The sequence below is a fragment of the Nocardiopsis sp. FR4 genome (assembly GCF_009830945.1).
GTDB lineage: Bacteria > Actinomycetota > Actinomycetes > Streptosporangiales > Streptosporangiaceae > Nocardiopsis.
Genome location: NZ_VWVV01000016.1, coordinates 66,936 through 86,234, shown reverse-complemented (window position 1 = coordinate 86,234; position 19,299 = coordinate 66,936). Strand labels below are relative to the sequence as shown.

General features: G+C 72.1%; 16 protein-coding genes. 11 read left to right on the top strand and 5 right to left on the bottom strand.

Annotation, left to right across the window (positions count from 1 at the left end; translation table 11 throughout):
* Positions 1 to 67: 67 nt before the first annotated feature.
* Complete coding sequence (locus tag FYW95_RS16555) at positions 68 to 2,128, top strand: hypothetical protein (protein WP_160050540.1); 2,061 nt, start codon at positions 68 to 70, stop codon at positions 2,126 to 2,128.
* A gap of 13 nt (positions 2,129 to 2,141) precedes the next feature.
* Positions 2,142 to 2,762 carry an ABC transporter ATP-binding protein gene (locus FYW95_RS16550; RefSeq protein WP_159944374.1) on the top strand — a complete coding sequence of 207 codons (621 nt, stop codon included), beginning with the start codon at positions 2,142 to 2,144 and terminating at the stop codon, positions 2,760 to 2,762.
* 4 nt (positions 2,763 to 2,766) lie between these two features.
* Here FYW95_RS16550 and FYW95_RS16545 read toward each other — a convergent pair whose 3' ends face one another.
* A complete protein-coding gene (locus FYW95_RS16545; RefSeq protein WP_159944375.1) occupies positions 2,767 to 3,561 on the bottom strand; it encodes an SAM-dependent methyltransferase in 795 nt (264 codons plus the stop codon).
* Between the two features lie 144 nt (positions 3,562 to 3,705).
* Positions 3,706 to 5,247: an alanine/glycine:cation symporter family protein gene (locus tag FYW95_RS16540; protein WP_159944376.1), complete on the bottom strand. Its 1,542-nt coding sequence runs from the start codon at positions 5,245 to 5,247 to the stop codon at positions 3,706 to 3,708.
* A 794-nt stretch (positions 5,248 to 6,041) separates the two neighbouring features.
* On the opposite strand from FYW95_RS16540, the gene FYW95_RS16535 reads away from it, so the two are divergent.
* From FYW95_RS16535 to FYW95_RS16500, 8 genes are all read left to right on the top strand, one after another.
* Positions 6,042 to 7,196, top strand: a complete 1,155-nt coding sequence (locus FYW95_RS16535; protein WP_159944411.1) for an AI-2E family transporter — start codon at positions 6,042 to 6,044, stop codon at positions 7,194 to 7,196.
* Positions 7,197 to 7,350: 154 nt separating this feature from the next.
* Positions 7,351 to 8,163: an alpha/beta fold hydrolase gene (locus FYW95_RS16530; protein ID WP_160050539.1), complete on the top strand. Its 813-nt coding sequence runs from the start codon at positions 7,351 to 7,353 to the stop codon at positions 8,161 to 8,163.
* Entirely contained in the window at positions 8,160 to 9,356 is a 1,197-nt protein-coding gene (locus FYW95_RS16525) for a PP2C family protein-serine/threonine phosphatase (RefSeq protein ID WP_236572224.1), read from the top strand. Before FYW95_RS16530 ends, FYW95_RS16525 begins: the two co-directional genes overlap by 4 nt.
* 111 nt (positions 9,357 to 9,467) lie before the next feature.
* Complete coding sequence (locus tag FYW95_RS16520; RefSeq protein WP_159944379.1) at positions 9,468 to 9,791, top strand: STAS domain-containing protein; 324 nt, start codon at positions 9,468 to 9,470, stop codon at positions 9,789 to 9,791.
* A 1,632-nt stretch (positions 9,792 to 11,423) separates the two neighbouring features.
* Complete coding sequence (locus FYW95_RS16515) at positions 11,424 to 13,427, top strand: hypothetical protein (protein ID WP_160050538.1); 2,004 nt, start codon at positions 11,424 to 11,426, stop codon at positions 13,425 to 13,427.
* A gap of 259 nt (positions 13,428 to 13,686) precedes the next feature.
* A complete protein-coding gene (locus tag FYW95_RS16510; RefSeq protein ID WP_160050537.1) occupies positions 13,687 to 14,019 on the top strand; it encodes a hypothetical protein in 333 nt (110 codons plus the stop codon).
* Positions 14,020 to 14,030: 11 nt separating this feature from the next.
* Entirely contained in the window at positions 14,031 to 14,516 is a 486-nt protein-coding gene (locus tag FYW95_RS16505) for a hypothetical protein (RefSeq protein WP_160050536.1), read from the top strand.
* A gap of 792 nt (positions 14,517 to 15,308) precedes the next feature.
* A complete protein-coding gene (locus tag FYW95_RS16500; protein WP_160050535.1) occupies positions 15,309 to 16,280 on the top strand; it encodes an HNH endonuclease in 972 nt (323 codons plus the stop codon).
* A 96-nt stretch (positions 16,281 to 16,376) separates the two neighbouring features.
* Here FYW95_RS16500 and FYW95_RS16495 read toward each other — a convergent pair whose 3' ends face one another.
* From FYW95_RS16495 to FYW95_RS16485, 3 genes are all read right to left on the bottom strand, one after another.
* On the bottom strand, positions 16,377 to 16,529 hold the full coding sequence (locus FYW95_RS16495; protein WP_160050534.1) for a hypothetical protein: 153 nt from the start codon (positions 16,527 to 16,529) through the stop codon (positions 16,377 to 16,379).
* 54 nt (positions 16,530 to 16,583) lie between these two features.
* Complete coding sequence (locus tag FYW95_RS16490; protein WP_160050533.1) at positions 16,584 to 17,438, bottom strand: restriction endonuclease; 855 nt, start codon at positions 17,436 to 17,438, stop codon at positions 16,584 to 16,586.
* Between the two features lie 367 nt (positions 17,439 to 17,805).
* The gene (locus FYW95_RS16485; protein ID WP_160050532.1) at positions 17,806 to 18,621 is read right to left on the bottom strand and encodes an NAD(P)H-binding protein; all 816 of its coding nucleotides are present in this window, start codon (positions 18,619 to 18,621) and stop codon (positions 17,806 to 17,808) included.
* 85 nt (positions 18,622 to 18,706) lie between these two features.
* On the opposite strand from FYW95_RS16485, the gene FYW95_RS16480 reads away from it, so the two are divergent.
* Positions 18,707 to 19,129, top strand: coding sequence for a winged helix-turn-helix transcriptional regulator (locus FYW95_RS16480; RefSeq protein WP_160050531.1), 423 nt, complete (start codon positions 18,707 to 18,709; stop codon positions 19,127 to 19,129).
* The last annotated feature ends 170 nt before the right edge of the window (positions 19,130 to 19,299 follow it).

The following is a 19,299-nucleotide window of genomic DNA, read 5'->3' as shown; positions in this document are numbered from 1 at the left end:
CGCACCGAGGGCCCGCCGGCCCCCGCGCGGCGGGCCGCCCCGCTCCCCCTCCCCACGCCAGGACGCCATGCCGCACCGCACCATCGCCTTCGCCCACACCGCGCTCCTCCTGTTCGCCGCGCTTCTCGCCGCCCTGCTGCTCGCCACGTGGGAGCTGACGATCCCCACCGCACAGCACTCGGCCGTGGTCTGGATCGTCGAGGACGAGGGCGCCTCCGACGGCGCGGACGTGGCCCGCACCGTCCAGCGCGTCGCCGAGGAACGCGACATCGCCATCGGCTTCGCGGCCCCCGACGTCACCCGCCCCGAGTCGCTGTGGCACCTGTACCTGGCCGTGGGCGACCCCGGCTCCCGCCACGCCGACTGGCTCACCGAGGGCTACCCCTCCTTCGGCCGCACCATGGAACTGCGGGTGCACCCCGTCGCCGAGCTCGCGGACCGCAGCCCGCGCGGCTACTACCTCGTCTTCGGGCCGCCCGAGAACGAACAGGTGCTCACCGCGGCCCTGGCCGAACACGGCCTGGGCGCCGACGTGGGCGGCAGCCGGGCGCGGCTGTGGGACTCCCTCCTCGGCGGACCGCTGTTCAACGCCTGGGCCCTGGCCCTGCTGGTGGGCGTGACCGCGATCGCCGCCGGGGTCCTGCTCGGCTCCCGGGGCTACGCGGTCCAGCGCCTCCAGGGGCGCTCCTACCCGCGCATCCTGCTGCGCGACCTGGGCCAGGTAGCGCGGCTGTGGGCCCTGGCCCTGCCCGCGGTGGCCGCGCTCACGCTCGTCCTGCTCGGCCTGCACAACGGCTGGAACCAGATCGGCCTCTACACCACGACCGCCCTGACCCTGGCGGGGGGCTTCCTGGCGGTGGCCCTGGCCGCGCACGCCGCCGTCCTGGGCCTGGCGCACACCACCGCGATCCTCCCGGCCCTGAAGGGCCGCGTCCCCGCGCGCGCCGCCCAGGCGGGCGCCTACCTGGTGCGCGTGCCCGTGCTGCTCCTGGTCCTCGCCGTCCTGGGGTCCGTCGTGCACCTGGGGCGGACCGCCCGCGAACAGCACGCCTCGCTGGAGGCCTTCGAACACACGGGGCAGACCTCGCACATCACCCTCAACGGCAGCACCGGGTTCGACGACGTCGAGGCCACCGACGCCCTCCTGGGCCCCTGGCTGCGCGAGGCCGACCGGGACGGACACGTGATCATCGCCGACCAGCAGGCCCCCGAGGTCCTCGTGCCGGCCGGCTCCCCGCGCCCCGACTTCGACGTGCTCATGGTCAACGGCACCTACCTGGAGGAACAGGCGGTCCTCTCCCCCTCCGGGGAGCGCTACCGCGCCGCCGGGGACCGGATCCGCGTCCTGCTCCCCCAGACGCACGGCGCCCACCGCGAGTCCATCGCCGAGGCCCTGCCGTCCTGGTCCGAGGCCTACGCCGGGGACCGCTCTCCCGGAACGGAGGCCGAGATCCTGCCCGCCGCCGACGGGCAGACGGTGTTCACCTACGGGTCGAACCCGCCCTCCGGGTTGGGCGAACTCCCCTTCCTGCGCGACGCCGTGGTCATCGCCCTGCCCAACGGCACCGTGCTCTCCGAGAACGGCTACGTCAACACCATGACCCACGAGGCGCTGCTGTTCCCCGACCCCGGAACGGTGCAACGGGCACGCGCCGACCCGCGGATGGCCGAGTACGTCAACGGGGTCCAGCCCGTCTCCGCCAAGGCGGCCAGCGCCTACGCCGCCCAGCTCACCCTGCTGCGCGTCGAGGCGTTCAACCTCCTGGCCGGGGCCGCGCTCCTGCTGCTGACCGCCGTGGCGGCCTGCGTCATCCACGTCCGCACCCGGGCGCAGACCGTCTTCGCCCGGTACATCAGCGGGTGGGGCTTCGCCGCCACCCACCGGCGCCTTCTGGCCGTCGAGGCGGCCGTCGCGGCGGCCTTCGTGGGCTGGGCCGCGTGGGAGGCCCTCACCGCCCTGGCCGCCGCCCGGGACCCCGCCCGGCCCCTGCCGCCCGAACCCGTCCCCACCAGCGGCCTGGAACCCCTGTACGCGCTGGCCGTCGCCGCCGCGTCGCTGGCCCTGACCCTGGCCGCGCTCACCGTCTTCCACCGCCGTATCGTCCGCGAGGGCTCCTCGCAGGCCTGACCCGGAGAGCACCATGATCACCGTCGAGAGCCTCACCAAGTCCTTCGGCAGGCGCACCCTGTGGCAGGACCTGGACCTCACCGTCCCCGCCGGGCGGATGCTCGCCCTCGTGGGCCCCTCCGGCTCGGGCAAGACCACCCTGCTCAACTGCCTGGGCCTGCTGGAGAGACCCACCGGCGGGCGCCTCCTGCACCAGGGCACCGACCTGACCCGGCTGGGCCCCGGCGGACAGCGGCGCTTCCGCCGCGACCACCTCGGCTACCTGTTCCAGAACTACGCCCTCATCGAGAACGCCACCGTCAAAGCCAACCTGGACGTGGCCCGCCGACGCGGCCCCCACGCCCACGCCCTCGAACGGGTCGGCCTGGCCGGACGCGAGAAGGAGAAGGTGCACCACCTGTCCGGAGGCGAACAACAACGCGTGGCCCTGGCCCGCCTGATGGTCAAGCAGCCCTCCCTGGTCCTGGCCGACGAACCCACCGGCGCCCTGGACGAGGACAACGGGCGCATGGTCGTCGACACCCTCCGGGAGATGGCCCGCCGGGGGTGCGCCGTGGTCATCGCCACCCACAACGACAGCGTGCGCGACGCCTGCGACACGGTGTTCGACGTCGGACGGGCGCCCGCCCGCTGACCTCTCAGGGCCTGCGGGCCAGGCCGCCGTACTCGTCCATGGGCCGGGCCCAGGCGGCCTGGGCGGGCACGGGCCGCCACAGGGGGCAGGGCACCACCCCGGGCTCCACCAGGTCCAGGCCCGCGAACAGGCCGCGGACCTCCTCGGGCGTGCGCAGGCGGTAGGGCTCGTCCCCGGCCTCGTTCCACCGGCGCACCGCCTCGACGGCCCGAGGGCCCGTGGCCTCGCACGTGCTGTGCGTCAGGGCCAGGAAACTGCCCGGGGCCAGGGCGCCCATCAGGTGGTCCAGGATCCGGGCGGCCTCACCGTCGTCCCCCACGAAGGGCAGGACCCCCAACAGGACCACCGCCACCGGGCGGGTCGGGTCCAGCGTCCGGGCGGCCCCGGCCAGGATCGCCGCGGGGTCGCGCAGGTCGGCGTGCAGGTAGCCGGTGGCGCCCTCGGGGGTCCCGGTGAGCAGGGCGCGCGCCCGGACCTTGACCAGGGGGTCGTGGTCCACGTAGAGGACCCGGGCCGCGGGCTCGGCTGCCTGGGCGGCCTCGTGGGTGTTGTGGGCGGTGGGCAGGCCGGTTCCGATGTCCAGGAACTGGGTGACGCCCTCCCGCTCGACCAGGTGGGAGACCACCCGGTCGCGGAAGGAGCGGGTGGCCAGGACGATGTCCACGATCTCGGGCAGGACCTCGGCGATCCGGTCTCCGGTCTCCCGGTCGACCGGGTGGTGGTCGCGTCCGCCGAGCCAGTAGTTCCACACGCGCGCGGAGTGCGCCACCGCGGTGTCGACGGGGGGTGGGGTGCTCATCGGGCTCCAGGGTCAGGGGGCGGTCCCAACCTAGGACGCGGGCCGGCCCGCGCACACCGGTCTTTGGTCCCTTGACCAGCACCGGTTCCCCGGAGACGCCGCCGGCCGCCCGGACGCGGTCCGGGCGGCCGGAGAGCGGAGGCGCTACTTGACGAGCTCCTCCTCGGCGGGCTCCTCGGGCTCCTTGTCGCCGCGCAGGTGGGCGAGCAGCCGCACCAGCTCCTTCTTGGCGACCGGGGCCAGCAGGTAGAGGCCGATGATGTTGAACAGGGCCGCGGCGAACACCAGGGCGTCGGCCATGTCCAGGACGGCGCCCAGGGTCAGGACCGAGCCGATGACCAGGAACACGCAGTAGGTGACCAGGTAGACGCGCTGGCTGCGGGTGCTGTTGCCGAAGATGTGCGTCCAGCCCTTGAGGCCGTAGTAGCTCCAGGTGATGACGGTGCTCAGCGCGAACAGCACGACCGCCACGGTCAGGACGTAGGGGAACCACGGCAGAACGCTGCCGAAGGCGTCCGAGGTCAGGCTCACGCCGCCGGGCAGGGCCTCACCCGCGGCCGCGGCCTCGCGGGCGGCGACCCAGGACTGCGGGGAGGCGATGACGATGGTCAGCGCGGTCATGGTGCAGATGACCACGGTGTCCAGGAAGGGGGCGAGCATGGCGACCAGGCCTGCGCTGGCCGGGTAGCGGGTCTTGACGGTGGCCAGGGCGATCGGGGAGGAGCCCAGACCGGCCTCGTTGGAGAAGGCCGCGCGCTGGAAGCCGATGACCATCGCGCCGATGGCACCGCCCGCGACGCCGGTCGGGGCGAAGGCGCCGTTGATGATCTGGCCGACCGCGTCGGGCAGCAGGGGGATGTTGACCGTGATCACGGTGACGCAGGCGAGCACGTAGATGACCGTCATGGCCGGAACGAGCTTGCTGGTGACCTTGGTGATGCTGCTGATGCCGCCGATGACCACGAAGCCCACGAGCAGGGCCAGGCCCACACCGAACACGAAACCGCCGGCGCCCCCGCCGAGGAGGCCGTCCGCGCCGCCGGTGACCGCGCGGATCTGCTCCAGGGTCTGGTTGGCCTGGAACATGTTGCCGCCGGCGATGGCGAAGATGACGATGAAGAGGGCGGTCATCCAGGCCAGGACCTTGCCGAGCGGCGCGAGGCCGCGTTCGGCCAGGCCCTTGGCCAGGTACTTCATCGGGCCGCCGCTGACCTTGCCGTCCGGGCCGATCTCGCGGTACTTCACGCCCAGGGTGCACTCGGTGAACTTGACGGCCATCATCAGCAGGCCGGCCAGGACCATCCAGAAGGTCGCGCCGGGGCCGCCGATGGTGATGGCGATGGCCACACCGGCGATGTTGCCCAGGCCCACGGTGCCCGAGACGGCGGCGGTGAGCGCCTGGAAGTGGGTGACCTCACCGGGGGCGTCGTCGCCGAGGCCCCCGCGGGCGATCCGGAGCGCGGTGAGCGGCTGGCGGAACTGGAGGAAGCCGAAGTAGAGGGTGAGGATGACACCGGCTCCGACGAGCCAGGCGACGATCCAGGGGAACTCGGCCCCGAAGAGGTTGACCTTGGCGAAGACCACGTTGGTGAGCGCGGTGGCGATGGGGTTGAAGACGACGTCGACCGCGTTCTCGATGGTCGTGCCGACTCCCCCCTCCTGGGGGACGGCGTCAGCGCTGATCATGTAGCGCACCTTTCGGCCGGAGGCGACGGGCAGAGCGGTTCCGCGCGCCCGGTGGTCGGGCCGTACGGGATCCTGCCGACCGCCTTGTGGGCGCTCGGTTCCGGTCCGTCGAACGGAAAGTGGTGGGCGAAGTCCGCCTCCCCGTACGCACGAGGACGTTTAGGTGCCCTACAGACACGCTTTAGCAGAACTTCACTTCCGGGATCCTAAGCCCATGTGCGTTACCTGGAACACAGAGGTCACGAGGCTTTACTTTTACCTCGCTGGCACCAGCAGCCCCAGCACACCCGGTAATCAGCGTTGACCCGAACCCCTCGGCAGACACCCATCCCCTACGGCGCGGGGCTTGGCGGCCCCCGGCGCGGGCCGCGGTCGCGACCCCGGCCTCCCCCGATCCGACCTGCCCACTTGGCCGATTCGTTACCATCCCGTTGCCGAGAATCCCGACACTTCAATTAGTCCCGTGGTAGGGACATGGGATGTATTTTCGCCCCCGGGGCTGGGCACCGGTACACACCGCCCCCACGGCGGAGGCCGGCGTCCGGCTCCACGGGCGCCGGGCAGGGGCGGGCCGCCTCCGCCGGGTGCCCCGACCCCGCGACCACCCGGAACGCGTTCCCCTCCCGGCCCCGGTGGGCGCTATCGTCCGGTGGGGTGGGGACAACCCCCGGCACGCCACGACGACGGTTCCGTGCCCGGGAAGCACGATCCCGCACCGCAGACAGTGAGGAAGAACCGGCTTGCGCACGAGCAGCACACCGCCCAGAGCCCCGCGCCCCGACCGCGGCGGCGGCATGCCGTCCTGGCTCCCCCGCGCCATGATGCTGGCCCTGTGGCTCGTCACGGCGTTCCTCCTGGCCCTGTGGCTGTTCGTACGGCTGCAGAACCTCCTCATACTCCTGCTGATCTCCCTGTTCCTGGCGCTGGCGCTGGAGCCCGCGGTCAACTGGCTGCACCGGCGCCGGTGGCCGCGCGGACTGGCGACCGGAACGGTGATGCTCCTGGTCCTGGTGCTGACCGTGGCCTTCCTCAGCCTGCTCGGGTCCATGCTGATCGGTCAGGTCCTGGCCTTCACCTCCGAGGTGCCCGCGATGGTCCGCGCCGCGCTGAACTGGGTCAACACCACGTTCGGCACCTCCTACTCCCCCACCACCCTGCTCAACGAGGTCTCCAGCGCCAGCGGCCTCGTCGAGCAGTACGCCTCCGGCATCGCCAACAACGTCTGGGGCGCCGGGACGACCCTCCTGGCGCTGCTCTTCAACACGCTGACGATCGCGCTCTTCACCTTCTACCTGTGCGCCGACGGGCCGCGCTTCCGCCGGGTGATCTGCTCGGTGCTTCCGCCGCGCACCCAGCGCGAGGTACTGCGTGCCTGGGAGATCGCGGTCGCCAAGACGGGCGGCTACCTCTACTCACGGGCGCTGCTGGCCCTGGTCTGCGCGGGCGCTCACTACGTGGTGCTGGTCCTGCTGGACATCCCCTTCGCCTTCGCCCTGGCGCTGTGGATCGGCGTGCTGTCGCAGTTCATCCCCACCGTGGGCACCTACATCGGCGGCGCGGTCCCCGTGCTCGTGGCCCTGTCGCAGGGCCCGTGGGCGGCGGTGTGGGTGCTGGTGTTCGTCACCGTCTACCAGCAGTTCGAGAACTACCTGCTCCAGCCGCGCATCACGGCCAAGACCCTGGACATGCACCCGGCGGTGGCGTTCGGCTCGGTCCTGGCGGGAGTGGCCATCCTGGGCGCGCCCGGCGCGCTCCTGGCGCTGCCGGTCGGTGCGAGCCTGCAGGCGTTCCTGGGGATCTACATCCGGCGGTACGAGGTCGCCGAGCACCCCCTGCTCTCCGCCGCCGAGGACGGGGAGAAGGCCGCGGCGCCCGCGGATGACGGGGCCGCCCCGGAGGAGGGGGCCGGCCCCACGTCGAAGACGCGGAATGAGCGCCCTGGGGGCTGAGCGGCGCCGCGCCCGCCCGCGGGGACCGGAGCGGCGGACGGCCTCGGACCCGCTCCTCCTGGGGGGACGACGAACACACTGCTTTGATACGGAAGTCGCCTATTGGGTCAGATACCCTTTTCGAGTTGTCCACGACGGGGAAGGGTTACTCACCATGGACGTTCTGCGTCGAAACAACGTCACGGTCACCGGCAACGCCGACGGGCCCGCGGTCGTCCTGGCCCACGGGTTCGGCTGCGACCAGAACATGTGGCGCCTGGTCGTTCCCGCGCTGGCCGATCGGTACCGGGTGGTGCTGTTCGACTACGTCGGCTCCGGGGGGTCGGACGCCTCCGCCTGGAGTGAGGAGAGGTACTCCTCCCTGGACGGCTACGCCCAGGACGTCATGGAGGTCTGCCGCGAACTGGATCTGGAGGAAGCGGTTTTCGTGGGGCACTCGGTCAGCGCCATGGTGGGCGTTCTGGCCCTGCGGGCGGCGCCGGAGCGGATCGGGGCGCTGGCGATGGTGACCCCCTCGCCCTGCTACATCGACGACGAGGGCTACCGCGGCGGCTTCACCCCGGGAGACATCGACGAACTGCTGGCCTCGCTGGAGTCGAACTACCTGGGCTGGTCGGCGACCATGGCACCGGTGATCATGGGCAACCCCGAACGGCCAGAACTCGGGCAAGAGCTGACCAACAGTTTCTGCGCCACCGACCCCGACATCGCCCGGGTCTTCGCCCGGGCCACCTTCCTGTCCGACAACCGCGCCGACCTGCGGGACGTGCGGGTCCCGACGCTGATCCTCGAGTGCGAGCAGGACGTCATCGCCCCGCGCGAGGTCGGCGCCTTCGTCCACGCCGCCGTCCCCTCCTCCCGGCTGGTCACTCTGGAGGCCACCGGCCACTGCCCCCAGCTGAGTGCGCCGCAGGCCACCGCGGCGGCGCTGCTGGACTTCCTCGAGACTCTGGGACGGGACGGATGAGCGGGGAGTCAGAGCCGTTCAGAGCGGCGGGCAACGGGCCCGACACCAAGGCGACCTTCACCGCGCTGCTGGAGAACAGCGCCGAGGAGCTCTACGAGTCCGCGCCCTGCGGGTACCTGTCGACGCTCATGGACGGCACGATCGCCAAGGTCAACGCCACACTGCTGAGCTGGCTCGGCTTGGAGCGCGACGACGTGGTGGGCCGTATGCGCTTCAGCGACCTGCTCACCATGGGCGGCAGGATCTACCACGAGACGCACTTCGCGCCCCTGCTGCGCATGCAGGGCGAGCTCAGAGGCATCGCCCTGGAAATGAGGGCGTTCGACGGCAACCGCCTCCCAGTGCTGGTCTCCTCCGTCATCAAGCACGGCGACGGGGGCGAGCCGCTGCTGATACGCACCACCGTCTTCGACGCCACCGACCGCCGCTCCTACGAGGAGGAACTGCTGCGCCGCCGCAGGGAGGCCGAGCGGGCCCGGACCGAGGCGGAGCAGGCACGCCAGCAGGCCGAGGCCGAACGTGCCCGCCTGAGGGAGGTGCTCACCACCCTGCAGAGGGCCCTGCTGCCCGACACCCTTCCCGAGGTGCCGGGGATGGAGGCGGCCGCCTACTACCACACGGCCTCCCCCTTCCGGTTGGGCGGCGACTTCTACGACCTCTTCTCCCTCGACGACACGCGCTGGGCGTTCTTCCTCGGCGACGTGAGCGGCAAGGGCCCCGAGGCCGCGACCCTGACCTCCCAGGCCCGTTACGCCCTGCGCGCCGCCGGCCTGCACTCCCCCGACCCCGCCACCCCCCTGGCCACGCTGAACACCGTCCTCCTGGAGCGCTACGCCGACAACGGGGACCCGCGGTACTGCACCGCCCTCTTCGGCATACTCGAACCCGGAGGCGGCGGTGTCCGCGTCCGCCTCGCCTTCGGCGGCCACCCCCCGGCCCTGGTGCTGCGCGCAGACGGAACGTGCGAGCAGCTGTTCACGCCCGGCGGGATGCTCGTAGGCGTGCTGCCCTCAGCCCACTTCGCCACCGTCGAGACCACCCTCGCCCCCGGCGACACCCTCCTGCTCTACACTGACGGCCTGACCGAGGCCCGCACCGGATCCGGGGCCGAAACGATGTACGGCGAGGAGGGCCTGCTCTCCTTCGCCTCGGAGCACGCCCCTCCACCCCCCACGGCATCGTCAGCGCCCTGACCGGACTGCTGAAGAGCTTCGGCGACGGCCTCGAGGACGACACCGCCCTCCTCGCGCTCGGCGTCCCGCCGCCTCGTCCGACAACCGACACCTCACGATGAGCAGTCCCTGATGAACACTCTGAACGTCACCTGCCGAGACACCACGGCCGGCCCCGTCCTCGACGTGACCGGTTCGCTGGACTACAACCACTCCGCGTCTTTGCGCCAGGAGGTCAGGCTCCTGTCCCTGGACCCGGGCCAGTGCCTGGTCATCGACCTGGCCGGACTGGACTTCTGCGACTCCAGCGGTATCAGCGCCCTCCTCGCCGCCCGCCAGCACGTCCTGGCCGCCGGGGCCGACATCGTCCTGGACTCCGTCCCCGCCAACACCATGCGCATCATGACCATGGTCGGCCTGCACAAGGTCTTCACCCTGCGCCCCGCCGCCTCCTGAGCTCCGGCTGAGCCGTGGCGACGCGTCAGCCGAGGCACCGCCACGGACCGTCGGTGAGGACTGGGATACTCCCCGCATGCCGCTTTCCCCTCCCCCAGACCCAACCGTCTCCACCCTGCTGCTGGACTGGGAGCGCGTCCGGGGACACGGGCGCGAACCCGAGATCCTCGACCTCCTCACCGCGGTCGACGCGCGGCTCGCCAGCCGCCGCGACCGGGGCAGGCTCCTGTCCGACCTGGCGGCCACCTTCACCTCCTCCGGGCTGCCCGAGGCCTACCTGCCCTGGTACTGGGACACGGTTGGCCACCGCATGCTCCGCGGCCAGAAGAAGCACGCCGGAACCGCCTACCGCCGGGCCCGCGAGGCCGAGGCCGCGCACGCCTTGGAGGTCGACACCCACCACGCGGTGGAGAACGCCCTGCTCTTCGCCCGGGCCGGGGCACTGCCCGGTAAGGAGCTGGGCCTCCACCAGCGCGCACTCGCCGAGCTCCTGCCCGCCCCGCGGGCGCACACGGAGTTCCTGCGCTTCCTGGACGCATGGACGGACGGCGGAGCGCCTCCCCCGGCCGACCTGCTCACCCGGCTGCGCGCCTCGGCCCGCGCCGCGGGGCTGGCCACCGCCGAGGCGGCCCGAGCCCTGGGCCGAGTCTTGGCCGCCTCCGGGGGACGTGCCGTGCCGGTGGGCCTGGTCCGCGCGGCGGACCGGCTCTTCGCCCAGGCGCCACCGCACGAGGAGGACCGGCCCGGCCTGGCCGTCCTCTTCCCCGCCTCCATCACCGACGGCGCCGAGTGGCTGCGTCTGCTGGAGACCACCGGTATCGCCGAGGACATGGCCGAGGGACGGCTGCGCCCCGAGAAGGGCTACGGCGCCTGGCTGTCGCACTACTTCTTCATGTACAACCACCGCTGGGTGGGCGAGGGGGTCACCAAGCAGCGGATGCCCGGTGAGCTGTACGCCCTGCTGCCGCGTCTGGCACCGCGGATCCGCGCGGAGGGCGCCGCCGTCCGCCTCTACGAGGGCCGCTACCGCCACGGCCGCCTGGACTCGGACCTGGTACTGGCCTGCGAGTCCCACGGCGTCCGGGTGGAGCTGCCCGAGGGCGTCACCCGTCCCGTACGCCCGGTTCCGCGCCGGGAGGAAGCCGTACCCAAGCTCCACCGGGAGTTCCTGGAACAGGTGAGTGCCGAGGTCGAAGTGGTGCGCGGCGCCCCACTGCAGGAGGCGGAGAGGGCGCTGGACGCACTCGACGCCCGCCTGTCCCACGACGCGATGCGCGGGTGGGACGGGGTCGAGGACGTCCTGGACGGTCTCGACCTGGTCGAACCCCTGGCCCGCACGCTGCGGTTCGGAGTTCCCGGCGAGTACGTCTGGCCCGCCTTCGAGGAGGCCGTGGCCGAGATCGGCGCCCGCGACGGCGGTGTCCTGGGAGTGACCCCCACCTGGCCGGTGCTGACCGTCTACGGCCGGGACGCGGCGGTGGCCGTGGACCACCGGGGCCGCCGCGGGTGGTGCGCGTTCACCCTGCCTGAGGAGGCCGAACGGCACACGGTGCACTTCGTGGGCGGCGACTTCCAGGTCACCTGGGCCTACGGCGGAAGGAGCCGCAGCAGGCAGCCGCAGCGGGCGTTCTGGTGCTCGGCGCCCGACGACGTGTTCGAGGCGTACTCCCCCCGGCCCTGTTCGACTACGGCGGCGACTCCACCAGGCTGGGTCTGGTCCTGGCCTCCCCGGACGGGGGCCGCTACGACTTCGAACGCGTCCTGCGCGCTGGAGACCGCAGCGGCCCCGAGCGGCTGGACGACCACCTGACCGACGGCACGCGCGTGTGGTCGAGCACCGGGGCCACGGGGGACGGGCTTCCCGAACTGGACCCCCTCACCGGGCGGACCGTCGGGTACGACCTGCCCGGTTTCCTCGACGGCGACCCGATCGGCCTGTACACGCGGACGCACCTGGTCCGCCTGCCGGAGGACTCACCGGAGTCCCCCCTCGGCTCGAAGGACGGGCTCGCGGGCTTCCGGGTGTTCCGGCCGGACCCCGGCGCGGAGGACTGGACACCGGAGTTCCTGGAGGGCACGGACGGTCGGCGAGCGGCGTTCCGGAGCCTGGGCAACCACACCCACTGGGGTGTGCTGCGCATGCCCGAGGGCACGGCGGAGGGATTATTGACCCTCTGCGTCCGCCCGCGCGCGGCGACAGTGGTCCGGTGCCGAGACACCGGCGACGACTCAGATGTCTGGCAGGTCGGCGTCCACCCCCGGGTCGGGGCGGACGAGCGCGCGGACGACGCCCAGCTGCCCCTGATGCCGCCGCCCGCCTTCTGGCACTTCCTCACTCCCCGGGACCCGGCCGCCTCCCGGATCCTGCGCGGAGTGGACGCCGACACCGCCCGCCAACTCATCGACGCCGCTCTGAGCGTTCCGGCGCCGGAGGGGCACGTCTGCGGGGCGGGCCTGCTCACGACCTCGGTCCGGCACTCACCCACCCGCCGGGCCGCCGTGCGCGGGGCCCTGGCCCGCCTGCTGCCCCAGATCACCGACGAGGCGCTCGCCGACGGCACCGGCGGCCTGGTCTGGGCGGTGCTGTGGGCCGCCGACCTGCGACTGCGGCGTGAGGAGATGTCGCGGCGCGCCGCACTCGTACGCGCGGACGCACCGCTCAGGCCCGGGACCGGGACCACCGACGCGGCCCTGGAGAAGGCCCTGTCCGGCCTGTTCGACCCGCGGGCACTGTCGTTCGCGTACTCCTCCGGCGACCAGACGTCCACGCTCACCGCGCTGGCGGCCGACGGCGCGCGGCTGCGCGGCCGGATCGACGAGTGCACCCGCAGGCTGAGCCCGCCCGAACCCCCGGCGCGGTGGAGCGACCTGCTCGACTGCACCGACGTGCTCCTGTGGAGGCTGGCCGCCGGCTGTCCCGACCCGAGCACGCACGACGCCCTGGTGTCCCTGCTGCGCCTCTGGGCGGAACAGCCCTTCGCGGAACAGGGGACGGCGTGGGTGCGCGGCCGGGCTCCCGGTGCCGCGATCGCGCCCCTGCTGGCCGCCGGCCAAGCGGTCGTCACCGACCCGCCCGGAAGCCCGAGCCGCGCACCGGACAGCAGGGTCCGGCACTGGTCGGGCCGGTACGTGCGGTACCGGAGCTACACCTACGTCCGCGCGGCGTCGGCTCCGGTACCGGCGAAGGCCGAGGAGGAAACTCCGCTGCACGTGGAGCGGGACGAGGCCGCGCGGATGCGCCAGTTCCTCGGCCTGCTCGACCAGCGGGACCCCGTGGTGTTCGGCCCCGACGCGGTGAAGGCCTTCCGCGCCGCCACCCGGGTCACCAAGGGCACCGCCGAGTTCGTGCTCTCCGACCGGTTCGGCTGGCCGAAGGCCGAACCGGAGAGGGGGCCCGCACGGGCGGAGTACCGCAGGACCGGGGCCAGGCTGCATCCCTCCCAGATCCGGCGCATGCTGTGCGCGGCCGTGCCCGGGGACCCCGCCGAGCTGTGGCGGCCCGGCGGCACCGCCGCCGCGGCCGAGCGGATGGGCCGGGTGTGGGCGGAGGTCCTCGGCATCCAGCCGATCAGGGCCGAACGGGCCGCCGCGAAGGCCGGAGCCGGGAGTCCCGCCCCGGGGAGGGAGCCGTCCTGAACCGACCTGCTCAGCGACCACTCCCGCCCCTACCTGTTCCAGGGTTCCCGGGGCCCGGAGGTGTCTTACCGTGCCCTGGCACCGTTGGGCCGGGTTCTGTCCGCGGCCCCGCACGAGATGTCCGAACAGGCCCTCCGGGAGCGCGACCCGGCGCGGCGGGTGGCCGTTCCCGGCCACCCGCCGCCCCACCTGCCCGAACACGCGCCAGGCGCGGAAAACCCCGGCCCGTTCGTCACCGGGGCCGGGCATGATCGGGGCCATGGAACGCTGCGACTTCTGCGAACTCCCCATCGACGGCGGCTGCGCCTGCGACCTCGTCAAGGACCAGAGCCCCCGAGGGCAGAGCACCGGTACCGCCACCGGCGACGCGCACTTCCCCACGGGCACCCTACTCATCTCGCCGCGCGGCGTGGCCCACCGCCCGGGCTGCCCGCACCAGTCCGACTCCGAGATCAAGGCGCCGCTGTGGGGCTGGATCCCCGACGCCGACCCGCGGCTGTGGCGCCGCCTGGGCGAGAACTCCCCCGCCCGCGCCACACACGGCAACACCGAGCGCCTCGCCACCCGCCGCTGCCAGAGCTGCGACACCTGACGGGAAACCCCGTGAACTCCCCCGTCCCCAGGGCACCGGTGCTCCCCAGAGCGGTCACCGGTGTCCACGTCCGCCACATCCGGCAGACGTGCTGTCCCTGCGCCTTCGCCGTGGCCTGGGCCGACTTCGAGCCAGCGCCGGGCACGGACTTCGCCCTCGCCGACGACCTGCCCGAGACCTGCGGTTATCCCGGAGAGCCCCTCCCGGAGGAGTTCGTCCGCGCCTTCGCCCAGGGGGTACGCGAGGCCTGGTCGGAGGCGGGCGGCGGCCGGCCCCGATACACCGCCCGCGCGGTGTTGCGCGACGCCCTGTGGTACAAGGTCGACTCCAACCCGGAGAGCTTCCAGAGGGCGGGGCGCCTGGCCTCGGGCGAGGCCCTGCGCTGCGTCGCCGAGGGCCGTGAACCGCGCCCGGTCGGCCGCTGCGCGCGCCGGGACCGCCCCGTTCCGCCGATGCCCAGGACCCTGCGGCCCTCCGAGGGCTCCCCGCCCGCCTGAACCGGTCTTCCCCGTCCTTGGCCCCAGGGACTCCCTGGGGCGCCGCCACACCCCTCGGCCTGCTCGGCACAGGGCCGAGTCGCCAGCCCCGGTCAGGGCGTCAACCCGGTGGCGTACCCCCTACGCCCCTCCTCCGGCGACGGGCCTGTTTTCGGGAACTTCCGGCGGACTTCTTCCGCGTCTGCCTGAGTACCTCACGCAAGGCTTCCTCGAAGGTACCGCCCCGCGCGGTCCTGCTCCGGAGGGCCTTCTGCGGCATCTGCAGAGCCCGTTCGCAGATACGCCGCGCCAGTTCCGGCTTCCTGGCCAACGCCCTGTCGGCCTCTCTGAGACTTCTGTCCAGCTTGGCCACGTCGACGCGCAGCTTCTGAGCGCGCGACATCGTGGTAACGCGGACCGGGTACTTCTTCGACGCGCCGCGCGCCGGTTTCGCCGTTGCCGGAACAGAAGGTCGGCTCAGGGCGTCCTCACGCTCGGAGTGGAGTTCCGCCGACCAATCCCCGCTGACACTCGGCCGGGGGTCGTCCGTCCACCAACCGCTACCGCTGCGCCATGTGGTCCTTCTCGACTTGACCATCGGACCCACTCCAGGAAACAGCGTTTCCACCGCACCTCCGCACCGGTACACCCCGAGCGACGATGCGCGCGAACAGGGCGTTCGCTCCTCCCCATCATCCTGAAGCAAGCGCGGAAGCGGGGAGGAAGTGGCCGCTTCCGGCCACATTGGCTACCAGGGGCGAAAGGAACTCTCACTGCAAGCAGTCACACCGTAAAAACAGCATAATGCCGCATATGAAGGCTTTTGTCGGAGTAACTGACCAGGTCTGGGCCGAATTCCTCGCCCAGCGCCCCCACCTGTCCGAGATCAACTTCTGGCGCCCTTCGTCGGACAAGGACTTCAGCCGCATCGGCCTGGGAGATCTCTTCCTGTTCAAGACCAGGTACCCCCACAACAGGATCGTCGGCGGCGCCGTCTTCAGCGGGTTCGCGCACGTTCGACTCTCAGAGGCGTGGGCCGCCTTCAGCGAGGGCAACGGTAGGAGCAGCCTCGGCGAACTGCGCGACGCGCTCAACGTGTACCGCCGCAAGGATGACAAGCCGCCCATCCGCGCGGGCGAGGACCCGCTCATCGGCTGCATCATGCTGCGCGACCCCGTCTTCTTCCCCGAGGGCACGACCTTCGCACCCCCGCCGGACTTCAGTAAGAACCTCATCCAGGGCAAGGGGTACGACGACATCGAGACCTCCGACCTCGCGGACTACTTCGCCCCGATCGCCGACCGTGTACTGACCGAGGGTGCGGATGCCGCTCTCGGGGAGGAACCGGGGGACACCAGCACCTGGCGGCACGAGGGCCCCACCCGGGGCGGGTACCGCCCTGTCCGCCAGCGCCTCGGACAGGAGGCGTTCAAGCTCGCCCTCCTGAACGCCTACCAGGGCAGGTGCGCTGTCACGGGGGTCGACGTGCCCCCGGCCCTGGAGGCCGCGCACATCCACCCGATCTCCGAGGGAGGACTGCACCGGCTTGACAACGGCCTGCTGTTGCGCGCGGACGTGCACCGCCTCTTCGACCAGGGCTACCTGGCGGTCTCACCCGAACTGACCGTCCAGGTGAGTCCCCGCCTGTATGGGCACCCCTCCCCCGCGGCCGGGGAGTACACCGCTTTGGAGGGCAGGAGCATCACCCTCCCCCCGCGCAAGGCGGACCACCCCAGCCGGGACGCACTCGCCTGGCACCGCGAACGCGTGTTCCAGCACATCTGAGGACGGTTGCCCCCTGTCACCTTTCCCACAACACTCACAGGCGCGGGTCTCAGCCGCACAGGCTTACGCGATCCGGCCCGAACCACCGGGGGCACCTCACCCCGACTCCTCCACCAGAGTCCACACCCGTTTGAGGGGCAGGTCCTTGACGATCTCCTCGGGAAGGCGCTCGTAGGTGCGAAAGATCGCTTCCATGAGATCGGTGTCCTGCCAGATCCGCACGGTGAAGTACTGGTGGCCGAGGAGCATCCGGCGAGCCTCCCTGGTGACGCCTCCCCAGGCGACGAGGAGCCCGTGGTCGGCCTAGTGCTGCCTGACCGCGCCGACCAGTTGCTGCACGACGGGCGCGCCCACAGGCTGGGCCTCGCTCTTGACCTGGACGACGATCCGCGGTGATCCCAGCCCCAGCGGTCCGGTTCCGGCCAGGACGTCGATACCCCCGTCAGCACCTGTCGGCGGTGTCGTGCAGTGGAACCCCTCAGCCTCCAGTACCGCCGCGACGAGTTCCTGCATGCGGTAACCGGCGAAGGTCTCGATCAGATGGGTGCGGACCCGGTCCGTGGCCTGCTGTTCGATGTCGAAGGCGACGGCCGTCACGTCACTGGTCTCACCCTCGTCAGTGTCTGCGGCGGGCTCCTCTCCCGCAGGAGTTCCCTGTGGCGTGCGGGCCCCGGGGTCGCTGCCCGTCAGCGCGGTCTGCTCGATCCTCCAGGCTCCGTCGTTGCGTTTGACCTGGCAGACCGTGAGGAAGGCACCGAGGGAGTACAACAGGTCCTGGCGGATCGCGGAGCGGGGGATGTCGTCACGCAGCCACTCGACCCGACGCACGTGGCGGCATCCGGACTCGTTCGCCGAGCGGTACTCGTAGTCCCCGCTGACCCGGCCGATGGCGATGACCGATCTGGTCTTGAGCGGGAGGACGACGAGATCACCCTGGTGGATGCCGGACCTGAACGCCCACAACTGGTTGGCGAGGTTGCGCAGGCGGTTCTCGCCGTCTTCGGGGAAGGACCGGCGGAGAAGCTCGAAGACGTCTTCCCTGGCCTGGGCTGAGGACAGGTCGGGGACTCCGGTGAAGCTGACCGCGACGCAGCCGTTCTCCAGCGCCCAGGGCTCCCATTGCCCCTTCGCCCCCGCCCGGACGATCCATGCCCTCATGTCCGCTCCCCTGTCGGTGCTCCGTCCTCCCCGTCTATCATGCGCCGGTCCCGGCACGCGCGGTCAGCCGTTCAGGACTTCCGCAGCGGGATATGGCGTGTCGAGCGAGGGCAGACGGGCCATGGCCGTCACCCACCCAGGTGCCCACCCACACGTCCGCGCAGGTCTGCTCGACGGAAGGGGTCCGGCACGCGAGAGGAGGTCTTCCCTCGGCGACCGGAGCTTGGCCTCTCCCCGCCGGTGCCTGGAGCGGCGGGAGCGCGGCCGTTCCATCCGAGGGGTCTCCCGCGGCGGCCCGGGGCCGCGGGTGACTGTCTTCAGCGGCGGCCCCGACCGGCACAGGCGCGTCGCGAGACACCACCGGACCTCAGATCTGAGCGGCGCGCATCGAGGCAGCCGTGTTCGCGGCGACCGCGAGCGGATCCGTCAACGCTCCGCCCAGCAGCCCGGCGAGGTCGTCGCCGGTGTCGTCGAGGAACCCGTGGCGGACGCCGGTGGCGATCGAGACCATCATCGGCGGCTGGAACGGCAGCAGGGCGCCATCCGCGAGAAGGCGGGCACGGTACTCTCCGAGACTGATCGTGCGGTGGGTGACACCGAGCCGCCCGGCGACGTCGTCAGCGCTGATCGGGTCGCCGACCAAGTCGTAGGTCCTTGCGGCGTGCGGGGCGGGATCGGCCGCGACGGCCGCCGCAGCGGCGGCGAGGTCCGCACGAGCGACAGCGGACAGGGCACCGGTACCGAACGCGGACTCCAGGCCGTCGGGGGTCCAGGCGAGCAGCGCGCCGAACAGCTCGGCGTACAGGCCGTTGCGCAGGATGGTCCACCCAAGCCCGCTGGCCCTCACCAACCGCTCGGTGGCCCGGTGTGCGAGCGCGAACCCGAGGTGGTCCCCCGCGCCGGTCAGGCTGGTGTAGACGATGTGGGTCACCCCGTCACGGACCGCGGCGTCGACGGCGGCGCCGTGCCGGGCGATGACCCGGTCATCCTCGGCGTATCCGGCCGAGACCAGGACCAGGGTGGAGACACCCGTGAGGTCCAGGCTGGCGGGGTCGTCGAAGTCGAGACGGCGCAGACCGTCCCCAGCGGCGCGGCTGCCTCCGACGACCGTCACCCCCCGCGTTCTCAGTTCATCCAACATGAGCGACGCCAGCTGCCCGTTCGCCCCGGTCACCATGATCATGCGCCTCGACCCCTTCGTGGTTCTCTTCGGTAACTGCCTCTGAGATCCTGGACCGGACGCAGACCGCCCACAAGGAGGCAGATCCATGTCACCGACGCACACCGGTGTAACCACCGGCGCGGCCGACCTGGACCCGTGCGGGGAGTCGGACCACCCGGACTGCGGGATCCGCGACGTCCTCGACCGGGTCGGGGACAAGTGGTCGGTCCTCGTCATCGTCGAACTCGCCCGGGGGCCGCGCCGCTTCCGCCAGCTCCAGCGCGCGATCGACGGGATCTCCCAGCGGATGCTCACCCTGACGGTCCGGCGGTTGGAGCGGGACGGCCTGGTGCTCCGCACCGTCTACCCGACGGTTCCGGCCCAGGTCGACTACCGGCTCACCGAGACCGGGGTGAGCCTGACCCACCTGGTCAGGGCGCTCGCGGACTGGTCACTGAAGCACCGGGACACCATCGCCCGGGCCCGCCGCGCCTACGACGCCGAGCACCCCGGCAACGGGATCCGATGACCGAAGCGTTCGGGGCACCGCGCTGGGCCGCCGAGGCCCCAGCCTCTGCCTCCACTGGCTCCCCGTCCATCTGGACCGGCCTTCCGAGGACGGCGGTAGACCGCGGATCCGGCAGACACCAGTGCGTCTTCGACCAGTCGCGGGAGGTGCTGGCGCGCCGGGCACCGACT

Coding starts and splice junctions, on each gene's coding strand:
- FYW95_RS16555 (WP_160050540.1), top strand. CDS start 68: ATGCCGCACCGCACCATCGCCTTCGCCCACACCGCGCTCCTCCTGTTC.
- FYW95_RS16550 (WP_159944374.1), top strand. CDS start 2,142: ATGATCACCGTCGAGAGCCTCACCAAGTCCTTCGGCAGGCGCACCCTG.
- FYW95_RS16545 (WP_159944375.1), bottom strand. CDS start 3,561: ATGAGCACCCCACCCCCCGTCGACACCGCGGTGGCGCACTCCGCGCGC.
- FYW95_RS16540 (WP_159944376.1), bottom strand. CDS start 5,247: ATGATCAGCGCTGACGCCGTCCCCCAGGAGGGGGGAGTCGGCACGACC.
- FYW95_RS16535 (WP_159944411.1), top strand. CDS start 6,042: ATGCCGTCCTGGCTCCCCCGCGCCATGATGCTGGCCCTGTGGCTCGTC.
- FYW95_RS16530 (WP_160050539.1), top strand. CDS start 7,351: ATGGACGTTCTGCGTCGAAACAACGTCACGGTCACCGGCAACGCCGAC.
- FYW95_RS16525 (WP_236572224.1), top strand. CDS start 8,160: ATGAGCGGGGAGTCAGAGCCGTTCAGAGCGGCGGGCAACGGGCCCGAC.
- FYW95_RS16520 (WP_159944379.1), top strand. CDS start 9,468: ATGAACACTCTGAACGTCACCTGCCGAGACACCACGGCCGGCCCCGTC.
- FYW95_RS16510 (WP_160050537.1), top strand. CDS start 13,687: ATGGAACGCTGCGACTTCTGCGAACTCCCCATCGACGGCGGCTGCGCC.
- FYW95_RS16500 (WP_160050535.1), top strand. CDS start 15,309: ATGAAGGCTTTTGTCGGAGTAACTGACCAGGTCTGGGCCGAATTCCTC.
- FYW95_RS16495 (WP_160050534.1), bottom strand. CDS start 16,529: ATGCTCCTCGGCCACCAGTACTTCACCGTGCGGATCTGGCAGGACACC.
- FYW95_RS16490 (WP_160050533.1), bottom strand. CDS start 17,438: ATGAGGGCATGGATCGTCCGGGCGGGGGCGAAGGGGCAATGGGAGCCC.
- FYW95_RS16485 (WP_160050532.1), bottom strand. CDS start 18,621: ATGATCATGGTGACCGGGGCGAACGGGCAGCTGGCGTCGCTCATGTTG.
- FYW95_RS16480 (WP_160050531.1), top strand. CDS start 18,707: ATGTCACCGACGCACACCGGTGTAACCACCGGCGCGGCCGACCTGGAC.